This window comes from Bradyrhizobium glycinis, assembly GCF_016031655.1.
GTDB classification, from domain to species: Bacteria; Pseudomonadota; Alphaproteobacteria; order Rhizobiales; family Xanthobacteraceae; genus Bradyrhizobium; species Bradyrhizobium glycinis.
Window position 1 is genome coordinate 136122 of sequence record NZ_JACCHQ010000021.1, and the last position, 11533, is coordinate 147654.

Consider the following 11533-nt stretch of genomic DNA (forward strand, 5'->3'; position numbering starts at 1 on the left):
AAACTCATTGTGCCAACAGGAAAAATCATGAAATCGGAAAGCCTAGGCGGCGTCATGATCACTGGTGCCGCATGTGGCATCGGCCTCGCGATAGCACAGGAACTTGCACTTGGTGGTTATGGCGTGGTGATCGCCGACCTGGATGATGCGGCAGGCGCGAGAGCGGCCACTGAGATCAGGGCCAAGGGTGGTAGGGCCCTCAATTGCGCTGTTGATGTATCCGACCGGTCGTCTGTTGCAGCCTCGGTCAGAGCGTGCGAAGACGCCTTTGGCTTTATCCACGCAATCGTGAACAACGCTGGGATCTGCCGTCCGCAACCTTTCCTGGATACGACTGACGAAAATTGGGACCGCACAATTAAGATCAACGGTCTCGGCGTGCTAATTGGCATGCAAGAGGCCGCCAAGGCTATGATTGCTGCAGGCCGCAAAGGCAAGATTGTCAACACCGCGTCAGTTGCGAGCCGCAGTGGCGATGCCGAATGGGTTTCCTATTGTGCCAGCAAAGCGGCTGTGGTGAGCCTGACCCAGGCAGGTGCCAAGGCGTTAGGCAAGCACGGTATCAACGTCAACGCCTTTGCTCCCGGGCTCGTTCAGACGGACCTTTGGGCGCGGACAGACAAGGACTTGATGAATCTGGGTGTTACCTCCAGGCCCGGCGAAGCGATGGAGAACTTTTCCAAGAAAATTCCACTAGGTCGCACGTCCACACCTAAGGATGTGGTCGGAACGGTGGCGTTCCTGATCTCTCCCGCCTCTGACTATATGACTGGTCAGTGTCTCATGATAGACGGCGGAGTGATCATGCAATGACTTTACACGTCGCGTTGACCGGAAACGGCTAGCACTGATGGGCGCGACCGTTGAAAAGTGAACGCAAGGCGCGGGTTACCTTGTCATCATAAGCGGTTGGCATCGCTGTCTCGGGAGGCTGCCCGTTCATTAGCTGCGAAAATTGAGGGTGAACTCCGGGCTACAAACTTAAGAACGGTAAAAGCTCGCTAGAGCATGATGTAGCCTGAATTTTTGGATAGTTCGCGCACTCTGGAGTTCGCCGCGCTTGCGCCATGTCGCTTCTACATCACGTGTCTTTGCGGCCAGCATCAGATCTTGAGCTTCGCGAGGACCTGCTCGATCGGATTGAGATCGGAGCTGTAGGGCGGCAGGAAGAGAAGATGCGCTCCTGTTGCTTGGCTGTGTTGCTGGCAAGCTTGCCCTTGTGATTGCCGAGATTGTCAAGCATGACGTGAGCTGCTGCCGGTTTGATGGACACCGAGTTAAGCTAATCCCACCTTAAGCTCGAACCCAATCGGGCTGAGATAGCCGATGGTCGAGTGCCTGCGGATCGTGTTGTAAAATCGTTCGATGTAGTCGAACACATCGGCTCGTGCCTAGTCTCTGGTCCTGTAGGTTTTGCCTTCCGTCCGTTCGGTCTTGAGCGAGGAGAAGAAGCTCTCCATCGCCGCGTTGTCCCAGACATTGCCGGAATGGCTCATGTTGCAGATAATGCCGTGGTCGGCCATCAAACGCTGGAACTGCTCGCTGGTGTACTGGGCGGATTCAAACGGTCGTCGCAACACCCTGAAGTTGGAGGTTGCGACGAAAGTTATAAGCTCGACGTTCGGCGCGGTCAGGACGAGCGCCATTGCCATTGCCCGGCCGGCCGTCTGCGGCCGGACGCGATGAACAGAATAGATTTTGGAAGGCGATTGCCACAGGGCAGAGCAGCGAAGATGCTGCGTTTGAGGCCGGATTATCGCAACCTGTCGGAAGCAGATTGTTCCGAAAGGTAGGCGGCATGCCACCAGCGATGTTCGGATCTTCGGCCAGGCCTCTCTCCGGGCGCTACCTTTCATTGGCTGAACGCGAGGAAATCGCCCTTTTAAAGGTGCAGGCCGTTCCATGCGGGAGATTGGGCGCCGCTTGGGGCGGGCCACTTCGACGGTTTCCCGTGAATTGCGGCGGAACGCGGCCACCCGCGGCGGCGGGTTGGATTATCGGGCAACAACTGCCCAATGGCATGCAGACCGATGCCGGCCTAAGCCGACCAAGCTTGCGCAACGCAGCCTTGCGCACTTATGTGGAGGAGAGACTTGCCGTGGTCTTGGCAGCTCGGCGACCGGCAGTTGGTCGAACGCACCACGCGCTTCACAATGCTATTGCACCTTCCCCCGCTTGGCGGGCATGGCGAAGCTCCGCGCAAGAAGAACGGCATCACGCGATCATTCAACAGTTCGGCCGCCTTGATGGGCGTCTTGCGATCATACAGCTTGGCGAACGCCACCTTGCTGTAGGTGTCGATGAAGGTCTGCTGATAGATCCGCCCGACTCCCTTCATGTTGCCGACATAGAAGGTATCCTGCGCACCACAATAGCCGGGGCACTCGCTCTCGAACTCGCCATGCGCTTCCTTCTCGGACTTGGCCTTTTCCAACACAACGAGCTGGGCCTCGGTCAGCACCAGGGCCGTCCTGAGCCATCTTGGCCTCCAGCGCCGTCAGCCGCTTCTTGACGTTGGCGAGGTCGTGACGCAGCCACACCGCCCGCGCCCCGAACGGGGAGATGGACAGGCCCGCGGCTCCTGAGCTCATTGCTGACTCGCACCTGGCCCCAGGCCGGCTGGTCGTTCGCCAGCTTAACGACGGCCGCCTCGAGCTCCGGCGCGACCCGGTTCTTCAGAATCGGTTTCTTGCGGCTGATCTCAATCAGCGCTAGCTCGCCGCCCCTGTCGTACAGTTCCTTGAACCGGTAGAAGCTGTCGCGGCTATAGCCCGTCATCCGTAAGCGCTTTTTTCTACGCACCTGTGCAATTGAGAACCCGGATGGGATGAGGTGTCCACCTTGAACAAGGTGGACACCATCGATGATCACTGCAGAAGAACCTTTTAAGCTTGAGACGCTCGGCATGTTGCGGAATGGCCGGCGTCGCTATGATCCAGCCAGCAAACAGCGGCTGGTCGAGGCCTGTCTGCAGCCTGGCGTGTCGCTGGCGGGGCTGCGTTGCAACACGGCGTGAACGCGAACCTGCTGCCGGAAGTGGGTTTCCAAGCGACAACTTCAGAACGGGAACGGCCAGCCGGAGGCGCGGGCGATGATCGCGCCGGCGTTTATTCCGGTGAGCGCGCGGTCGCGGTCGCCAACCCGATCTGCCGGCGCGATCGCCCTTTGCGCTACGGAGCGATTCTCTGCTGGGCGGCTGACGGCATCGATGCCCAACGGCGTGACGCTTTCGCTGGAAGGCGGCGACGCGCAGGTGTTGTCGGCGGTGATTGAAGCGCTGGGGCGTTGCGATGTTCCGGCTGGCGTCTGATCTTCGAGTCTACCTTCACCGCGCGCCGATTGACTTCCGGGCGGGGATCAACAGCCTGGCCATCGTGGTCGAGCAGTCGATGGGGCTGGATCCGTTCCAGCGCGCCGTGTTCGCGTTCTGCAATCGCCGCCGCGACCGGGTCAAGCTGCTGATTTATGATCGGTCGGGATTTTGGATGCTGCTGAAGCGGCTGGAGGCGGACCGATTCCACTGGCCCCGAAGCCAGGAGGCGGTGCTGACGCGGACGACGGAGGAGCTGCACTGGCTGCTTGACAGCATCGACATCGCGGCGGTGCGGCGCCATCCGTTGCGGCAATATCAGAGCGTGGGCTGACAGTGTTTCGATGCGCACGGCGTCATCGGCGCGATCGGATGACGCCGCCAACTACATGGAACTCGGTAGACGCGGCGGCATGACTTCGATCCAAGACTACGATGAGTCGCAAGCCCACGACGCACGAGCTGGAAGCCCTGATCGCGGCGCACGCGGCCGAGATCGCGGCGCTGAAGGCGGAGAACGAGAAACTCGCGCAACGCGTCCTTGAGGAGCAGTTGCGCCTGGAGCGCTTGCACCGCTACGCGCCGAATAGCGAAAAGCTCAAGGAGCGCATCTTCAACGAAGCCGAGCAGGCCGCCGCTGAAAGCCGCGACGGCGGCGATGTCGCGGCGGTCGCCGTGCCGGACACGGGATTGCCGGAGGCTCCAAAGCCGGCGTCGAAGACACGCGGCCGCAAGCCGCTGCCTGACGATCTGCCGCGCCAACGCGTCGAATATGATCTGAGTGAGGATCAAAAGAACTGTCCGTGCTGCCATAATCGGATGCATCGGATGGGCGAGACCGTCACCGAGCAGTTGCACGTCGAGGTGAAGGCGTCGGTGCTGCAATATGTGCGGTTTAAATATGCCTGCCGTCACTGCGAGCGCACCGCGCTGAACACCCCGATTGTGACCGCGTCGATGCCGGCGCAGCCGCTGCCGGGTAGCGTCGCCACGCCGTCGACGCTGGCGCTGGTGCTCGCCAACAAAAATGTCGACGGCACGCCGCTGTACCGTGTGGCGGACGCGCTGGGGCGCGCCGACGTCAGCATCAGCCGCGGGACGCTGGGGCTGTATGCGCATGCCCGCAGGAAATTTACCGATGCGCTCAAGGCCAGGAAGACGCCCGGCGGTCCGCCATTGCAAGCGCTCAAGTTCTTCGAGGCGTTGTATGAGGTCGAGAGGGTGGCGCGCCAGACGCCGCCCGACGGCGAAACGCGCGCCGCATTCACCTTGCGGCTGCGCCAGCAGCATAGCCTGCCGGTATTGGCTGCCTTCAAGACGTGGCTCGACGACCAGGCGCCGAAGGTCCTGCCCGAAAGCTTGACCGGCAAGGCGATCGCCTATGCGCGCAACCAATGGGACTATCTGACCCGCTACACCAGTGACGGTCTCGCCCCGATCGACAACAATGTTCTGGAGCGCGACATCAGGCCGTTTTGCACCGGAAGAAAAAGTTGGCTGTTCAGCGACACCGTTGCCGCGCCAAGGCAAGCGCCGTGATCTACAGTTTGGTGCTGACATGCCGGGCATGCGACGTCGATCCCTATGCATGGCTACGTCACGCGCTCACTGAATTGCCTCAGCGTGCGCCCGACGCCGATATCGAAGATCTGTTGCCGTTCAACTGCACCGCTCAAAAACAACTGCCAGCTGCGAACAACGGCTGACGTTCGAACGCTCAGGTCAACCAAGCCGTTCCGATGATCGCGCCGCGGCCCGTCGTCACACCACGCCGCCGCCACCTGCGCGCAGCCTGTGCAGTAAAATGCGCGCTTACCATCATCCGGCAAGCCTGGCTGACATCGCCGAGCTGCTTGGCCAATTCCAGCATTCCGACTTTCGCGCGAATGACCTTCTGTTCCTGGGTCATGGTAACGTCTCCTGTGAGACGCTGCGGCTGCGCGGGAGCGCCCTTTGGGTGAGCGCTCCTGCTCGCCCGCAGCTTCATTCCCCGCCAGTTCCACCTTGCCGTCAGATTAAGTCGAAACTTCTACAGCGGCTTGCCGCGTCGCCAGATGGCCATCAGCAGGGCATCGGTCCCCAACTGAGCTGTCATGGCGGCGCTCATCGACCAGCCCACCACCCGGCGTGAGAACAGGTCGATCACTGCTGCGACGTAGAGCCAGTCCTCGGCCGTCCAGAGATACGTAAAGTCGGCGATCCACTTCTGGTTCGGCCGCTCGGCGGGGAACTGCCGGTCAAGGAGGTTCGCCGGCACGGTCTCGAGCTGTCGATCGCCGCTGTCCTTCGGCAAGCGCCGGCGTCGCGGCGGCGCCCGCAAGCCTTGCAGGCGCATCAGCCGTTCGATTTGGTGCGGGCCACAGTCCGCCCCATCGGCGAGCAGATCACGCCACACCCGGCGCGCACCATAGGTGCGGTCGCTCGCCACGAAGCTGGCCTTCACCTTGCCGCCGAGCTCTTCGTCGCTGCGGGATCTGGCGCTGGGCGAGCGATTCAGCCAGGCATGGAAGCCCGACCGCGACACCCCCAGCGCATCGCATAGCCATGCCACCGGCCAGATCGCCCGGTGCTTCGCGATGAAGACGAACTTCATATCGCTTCCTTCGCGAAGAAGGCTGCGGCCTTTTTTAGGATATCCCGCTCGGCCTTCAACCTGGCGACCTCACGGCGCAACCGCTCGATCTCCTGCTGCTCCGGCTTCATCTGCCCGTGGCCGGGAAAGGCCTGCACCGGATCGGAGCCGAACTCTTTCACCCATTTGCGCAGAACGTTCTCATGAACATCCAGGTCGCGCCCGGCCTGCGCCACCGACACCCCACGCTCCCTCACCAGCTTGACCGCCTCGATCTTGAACTCGCGACTGAACTTCCGTCTCTTCATCGCCCACCTCCGGCTTCATAAAACACCCAATCTCGGTGTCCATCAAACCGGCAGCAGCTCAACGACCTTGAGTTTTCCAAGCTGGGCGCTAACCCCTTTGAGATAGAGCGTGAAGAGCTCGCCGTTAATGACCCCGATGACCCAGGGCGCGCTGATTCGGTCGTGGCACAGCGCTGCGATGAAGGTCATGGTCTTCCACTGGCCAGAAGCGCAGATGCTTCAAGACGCTGCCCACTCGGCACGCCCGCCAAAGCGATCCCTAGCAAGAGTGCTTTCCTTCTGCTTACCGCGAGCTGCAGGTACTTGCACTCATACGCGACGCCTAGGCAATCCGCCGCCTTGCGGCGGCAAGGAGTATGCAAAATCAAGCGGCGGAGCGTGGTTGAGCACCGGAAGTTGCGAGCAGCGCGGTCTGGGTGCAGCAAGACGGCTTTCATATCGAGTCAATTTTGCCTAGTTCGGCGATATCTAGTGTGAGGCAGCACGTCGAAACTCATGCAAAGCCCTCGCTCAATGCAGAATTGCTGCAAATACGCCCGCCGAATCTCTGCGGCTTTGAAAAACATGCCCGTCACGGTAATCGTGAAAAGGTGGTCTCGTGATCGCTGCCGACTGCCCGCATGGCGGACAGTGAAAACCCACTCCTAAACCCGCTCGAGTGCAGCGTTTCTGTATTCATAGGCCCTAATTTGCACGAACCTGATGTGGGAACGCCGATAAAATTCCTGCAGCGACTTTGCACCCGATCGAACCTTGCACGCCAACAGAGATGGGGCGGGCAAGAGGATCGAGCACGTCACCAAGGGGAATCGAATGGAGTTTGCCGGAAAAACCGCAGTGATCACGGGCGGCGGGGCAGGAATTGGGCGCGAACTCGTGCACCAGTTGGTTGCCGAGGGTTGTAACGTCGCGATTTGTGACGTCTTTCCGGACGGAATGGCTGAGACCAAGAGGCTGTCCCAACTCGAGAGACCGCATGAGGCTGTGTGTATCACCACACACCTCGCTGATGTGTCAGTGGAAGACCAGCTCAAGCGTTTTAGACAAGAAGTTGCGGAGCAGCACGACACTGACAAGATCCATCTCTTGTTCAACAACGCCGGCGTCAGTGGCGGTCGAAGCCTTTTTACCAGCGCGCGCGAGGACTGGGAACGAACCTTTGATATTTGCTGGGGTGGTCTGTACCTGGGCGTTCGAATCTTTTTGCCTCTGCTAATGAACGCGGAGGAAGGTCATATCATCAACACGTCGATCGTAGCCGGTTTTTGGGGAACGTCCGCCGGAAGAAATGCGTCCCAACCCGCCTATGTCACAGCAAAACACGCGGTAAAAGGGTTCACTGAGGCGCTGATCAACGACCTTCGTCTCAATGCGCCGCACATAAAATGTTCGGTCGTAATGCCAGGCTATATCGGCACTGAGATGATAGTCCGTAATTCAAGAAAGGTGCATGGCGGCGCTGACAGACTAATGGATGATGTTGTCGCTCGTCTGCGTATGGCTGGAGTCCAAATCGATAATATGTCTCCAGATGTGCTTCGAAGGTTTTCTGGTGAGCGCGCTCGAAAATTCATTGACGATGCCCCAAACACGGCTGAACAGGCTGTCAAGATGATCCTTGAGGGAGTTAGAGCTGGGAAATGGCGCATTTTTGCTGGTGCCGACGCGCAGAAGATTGATGGACATATTCGGCGGGGCCCGGAGAACGCATACGCGGCTGAGGTCTACAAGAAGGTCGCTGAAGATGTTGGCTGGTTTGCCTGGTAGGCAGACAGCAATAGATCTGTATCACCTCGCAGAATGGTTTAGCCATTCCCCAGCATAATTGCCTCTTAGGGATCAATATGCGCTTGCCACGCCGCCTTCGTGATCCGAATTACCTCGGTTTCGATATCGAGAAGAACAAGCAGCGCTATCAGCGTGAGCGCGACAAGCGCGTTCGCAAGGATGCGGAGGATCAGTTCGTCGAGGTCGCGACGGAACGAAGCGACCTTTCCCATTTCCTCACCGACGATCACATCGGCGAGCCGCTCGCGACGCGTGGCGCGATTGAGGATGACATTGACACCTTAGTGATTGGTGGCGGGTGGGCTGGTCTGATCATTGCAGCGCGGCTGCGCGATGCCGGGCTGGACAACTTCCGGATCGTCGAAGCCGGCCACGATTTCGGCGGAGCGTGGTACTGGAACAGGTATCCGGGTTGCCAATGCGATGTGCAGTCCTATTTCTACATGCCGCTGTTGGAAGAGACCGGCTACGTTCCGAAGTTGCGCTTCTCCTATGCCCCCGAGATCTTCGAGCACGCGCAGCGGATCGGGAAACATTTCCGTCTGTATGAGAAGGCAATTTTCGGCACATGGGTAACCGAGATGCGGTGGAACGAGGATGGGCAGCGCTGGGTTATCTCGACCAATCGCGGCGACACGTTGCGAGCACGCTCAGTCGCCTTGGCCACGGGGCCGGCGTCTCGTCCCCGTCTTCCCGGCATTCCCGGCATCACGACCTTCAAAGGACATTCCTTTCACACCAGCCGCTGGGACTACAGCTACACGGGCGGCGATCCGGACGGAAACTTGACCGGCCTTGCGGATAAGCGCGTCGGAATCATCGGCACGGGGGCCACGGGCGTACAGGTGATCCCCAAGGTAGCTGAAAGCGCGAAAGAAACCTTCGTCTTCCAGCGCACGCCATCAACAGTCGCAGGTCGCAACAACGCTTATACGGATCCCGAATGGGCAAGGACACGCGGTCCCAACTGGCAGCGTGATATGATCGCGAATTTCGATGCTGTGCGGGAGATGAAGGCTGACAATCCCAAGCTTCTCGAGGAAGACACGTCGATGCGTTTCTTGGCGATCATGCATCGACTCATGAAAGAGGTCAATATTGCCACTATGACGCCCCCGGCACTCGCCGAGCTCCGCGAGATCGCCGATCACATTATCATGGAAGAGATTCGAAACCATGTTGATACGGTGGTAAAGGATCCGAAGACCGCCGAAAAGCTGAAGCCCTGGTACGGCTACACCTGCAAGCGGCCTACCTTCAACGATGAATACCTCGAGGCATTCAATCGGCCCAACGTCACACTCGTTGACGTCAGCGCCACGCAGGGGGTCGAAAGGATTACTGAAAACGGTGTGGTGGCAAACGGCGTCGAATATCCCCTGGACGTCATCGTCTACGCGAGTGGCTTCGAGATCACGAGTGATTTCCACAAGCGCATCGGCATACCGATCTACGGGCGTGATAACGTCTCGATTTACGACTATTGGCGCGGAGGCATGCGGACGCTGCTGGGCCTAATGACGCATGGCTTCCCAAATATGTTCTTCGTAGGCGGTCTGTTCACGTTCTCGCTGAGCATCAACTATTGCTCGACGCTCGACCCGCAGGCGCAAGTCATCGCGGGCCTGATCAGAAGGTTGCTCGACAATGGCCACAGCATCCATCCGACGATCGAAGCCGAGGACGACTGGATCGGGCAGCAGATCGAAGCCGGCGCGCAGGACTTTGCCGTACCTCTCGGCACCAAAGGCGATGACTGTACGCCCGGTTACTACAACCATGAAGGCAGGAGCTTCGACCAGCGGCGCGACTTCAGGCGCGAAGGCTACGGCAAGGGTTCGATCGCGTATCTCTCCGTCCTCTCCGAATGGGCGAAGGCAAGTGAGGTGAAGGGTGTCGAAGTCCTACGCTCCAGATGAAAGCACGTCGCACCAACCTGCACGGTAAACCGGCAAGTTATCATTCAGAGCATCTAAGTGGGAAATGATTCTCGGTAAAGGAATTGCGCGGCGATTATCAGGTGGCGCCGGTCATCGGCAGCGTGAGCGGTCTTCCCCTCGCGCCAAATTGCTTGCCTTCCGACCTGCCAAGCGCTTGTCAATATGGAGCATTCGGCACCGATGGCACGCGCAATGTCGGCTTTCGGCGCCAGGTCGTCGATGATCACAGCGCGGCCCCCCTTCATGATGTGAGCACGGGCGCAGATCGGGCGGATCGACCTCATAATGCTGAACGCCAACCTCATTAAGCAAGGACGTCTAGCCGGCTTCGGCAACCGATGGATATAAGTGTCCTCTCCTAGGTAGTGCAGACAATTACCGCAACCAGAGAATGATGTCTGCCAGGGCGACGACCACTCGATGATTTCGAACGGTCTTTTCGAAGCGGGTTGCGACACGGCGGAAATGCTCGAGCTTTGAGAAGCGGCATTCGACGAAATGGTGCTAGGCAGTCGCCCGTGAAGTAACGCGAACAGTCTAAAGTTACGCGCAAATTCGAAGAATGCCGGCGATTGATTTCGCCGGAAATCGCGATGGCGGGGCCGATTTCCTTGCAGAATCGGATGAGGGATTCCGTCGAATCAGCGGTCGTGATTCTCTGCTCGTCAGAGCGCATGTGCGGAGGTTTGGATGCGGCCACGGGCGCGGCGCGAGACCGGCGAGCAGGATCTGTTTCGTTCCCAGCTCCATCAGATCATCGACATGAAGCATTCGCTGGTGACGCTGGCGCGTACGGTGGATTGGGGTTTCCTGGAGCGGGAGTTCGGAGCGGTCTACACGGACGGCCCCAGCCAGCCGCTGCTGCCGACGCGCTTTGGCGGGGCTTGCGATCCTCAAGCACACCTATGACCTGTCCGACGAGGTGCTGTGCGAGCGCCGAGTGGAGAACCCCTATTACCAGCTCTTCTGCGGCGAGGAGTTCTTCCAGCACCGGCTGGTGTTCGATCGCTCGTCGCTGACGCGCTGGCGCAACAGGATGGGGGAGGAGCGGCTTCAGGCGCTGCTGCAGGAGAGCCTGTGGGTTGCCGTCAGGACCAAGGCGATCAAACAGTCCGAGTTCTCCCGGGTGATCGTCGACACGAGGGTGCAGCCCAAGAACGTGATGTTTCCGACCGATGCCAAGCTTCTGAACCGGGCGCGCGAGAAGCTGGTGCGGTTGGCGCAGCTCACCGGGGTGGGTTTACGGCAGTCCTCTGAGGGTGGGCAAGTTCGCCCTGATCAAACATCGGCGCTACGCCCATGCCAAGCAGTTCAAACGTGCCGATTCCGAGGTCATCGCGCGCACCGTACCGAGTTGATGGCGCGCAGGGTTCCGAAATGATCGCGCGCGGCGTTCCGAGCATTCTCCGCGCAGCATTCCGACTTGATCGCGCGCAGTTTCGGATGGTGTGAGGCCTGATCGTTGGCCATTTCTCTGGCTGGAAGCAGCTTGGAGAATTGGATGCCGACGAGGAGGGTTATCATGCGCCAGGTGCGCGAGATTGTGAGATTGAGCCTTGAGGCTGGGCTCTCGACGCGCGTGGTTGGCGAGCGTGTAGGCGTCGGGCCGACGACG

General features: G+C 59.6%; 8 protein-coding genes and 9 pseudogenes. 9 read left to right on the forward strand and 8 right to left on the reverse strand.

What is annotated here, in order from left to right; translation table 11 throughout:
* Positions 1-27 precede the first annotated feature (27 nt).
* Positions 28-813, forward strand: a complete 786-nt coding sequence (locus HZZ16_RS26470; protein ID WP_197952770.1) for an SDR family NAD(P)-dependent oxidoreductase — start codon at positions 28-30, stop codon at positions 811-813.
* 296 nt (positions 814-1109) lie between these two features.
* Here the strand turns inward: HZZ16_RS26470 and HZZ16_RS26475 are convergent.
* Positions 1110-1246: pseudogene (locus HZZ16_RS26475) on the reverse strand (transposase); the annotation flags it as partial.
* Between the two features lie 31 nt (positions 1247-1277).
* Positions 1278-1556: pseudogene (locus HZZ16_RS37010) on the reverse strand (IS3 family transposase); the annotation flags it as partial.
* 89 nt (positions 1557-1645) lie between these two features.
* Here HZZ16_RS37010 and HZZ16_RS38585 point away from each other — a divergent pair.
* Positions 1646-2111 (forward strand): annotated as a pseudogene (locus HZZ16_RS38585) (transposase); the annotation flags it as partial.
* Positions 2112-2203: 92 nt separating this feature from the next.
* Here the strand turns inward: HZZ16_RS38585 and HZZ16_RS26495 are convergent.
* Positions 2204-2781 (reverse strand): annotated as a pseudogene (locus tag HZZ16_RS26495) (helix-turn-helix domain-containing protein); the annotation flags it as partial.
* 82 nt (positions 2782-2863) lie between these two features.
* Here HZZ16_RS26495 and HZZ16_RS26500 point away from each other — a divergent pair.
* The 4 genes and pseudogenes from HZZ16_RS26500 to HZZ16_RS26515 all read left to right on the forward strand — a co-directional run bounded on the left by HZZ16_RS26500 (position 2864) and on the right by HZZ16_RS26515 (position 5016).
* Complete coding sequence (locus tag HZZ16_RS26500; protein ID WP_197952773.1) at positions 2864-3016, forward strand: hypothetical protein; 153 nt, start codon at positions 2864-2866, stop codon at positions 3014-3016.
* Positions 3017-3091: 75 nt separating this feature from the next.
* Positions 3092-3310 carry a hypothetical protein gene (locus HZZ16_RS26505; protein ID WP_197952774.1) on the forward strand — a complete coding sequence of 73 codons (219 nt, stop codon included), beginning with the start codon at positions 3092-3094 and terminating at the stop codon, positions 3308-3310.
* Complete coding sequence (gene tnpB, locus HZZ16_RS26510) at positions 3291-3644, forward strand: IS66 family insertion sequence element accessory protein TnpB (RefSeq protein ID WP_197952775.1); 354 nt, start codon at positions 3291-3293, stop codon at positions 3642-3644. Before HZZ16_RS26505 ends, tnpB begins: the two co-directional genes overlap by 20 nt.
* 101 nt (positions 3645-3745) lie before the next feature.
* Positions 3746-5016: pseudogene (locus HZZ16_RS26515) on the forward strand (IS66 family transposase).
* Positions 5017-5027: 11 nt separating this feature from the next.
* On the opposite strand, the gene HZZ16_RS26520 reads toward HZZ16_RS26515, so the two are convergent.
* The 3 genes and pseudogenes from HZZ16_RS26520 to HZZ16_RS37555 all read right to left on the reverse strand — a co-directional run.
* Positions 5028-5219, reverse strand: coding sequence for a hypothetical protein (locus HZZ16_RS26520; RefSeq protein ID WP_197952793.1), 192 nt, complete (start codon positions 5217-5219; stop codon positions 5028-5030).
* A 126-nt stretch (positions 5220-5345) separates the two neighbouring features.
* Positions 5346-6190, reverse strand: a pseudogene (locus HZZ16_RS26525) (IS3 family transposase); the annotation flags it as partial.
* 90 nt (positions 6191-6280) lie between these two features.
* Positions 6281-6394: pseudogene (locus HZZ16_RS37555) on the reverse strand (IS630 family transposase); the annotation flags it as partial.
* Positions 6395-7003: 609 nt separating this feature from the next.
* On the opposite strand from HZZ16_RS37555, the gene HZZ16_RS26535 reads away from it, so the two are divergent.
* Together HZZ16_RS26535 and HZZ16_RS26540 are read left to right on the forward strand one after the other, a co-directional pair.
* Positions 7004-7957, forward strand: a complete 954-nt coding sequence (locus HZZ16_RS26535) for an SDR family NAD(P)-dependent oxidoreductase (RefSeq protein WP_197952777.1) — start codon at positions 7004-7006, stop codon at positions 7955-7957.
* Positions 7958-8040: 83 nt separating this feature from the next.
* Positions 8041-9897, forward strand: coding sequence for a flavin-containing monooxygenase (locus tag HZZ16_RS26540; RefSeq protein WP_197952778.1), 1857 nt, complete (start codon positions 8041-8043; stop codon positions 9895-9897).
* Between the two features lie 396 nt (positions 9898-10293).
* Here HZZ16_RS26540 and HZZ16_RS26545 read toward each other — a convergent pair.
* Positions 10294-10419 (reverse strand): annotated as a pseudogene (locus HZZ16_RS26545) (IS5/IS1182 family transposase); the annotation flags it as partial.
* Between the two features lie 189 nt (positions 10420-10608).
* On the opposite strand from HZZ16_RS26545, the pseudogene HZZ16_RS26550 reads away from it, so the two are divergent.
* Positions 10609-11243: pseudogene (locus tag HZZ16_RS26550) on the forward strand (transposase); the annotation flags it as partial.
* Positions 11244-11250: 7 nt separating this feature from the next.
* On the opposite strand, the gene HZZ16_RS37015 reads toward HZZ16_RS26550, so the two are convergent.
* On the reverse strand, positions 11251-11533 hold a 283-nt coding region (locus HZZ16_RS37015; RefSeq protein WP_210342628.1), incomplete at its 5' end, for a hypothetical protein.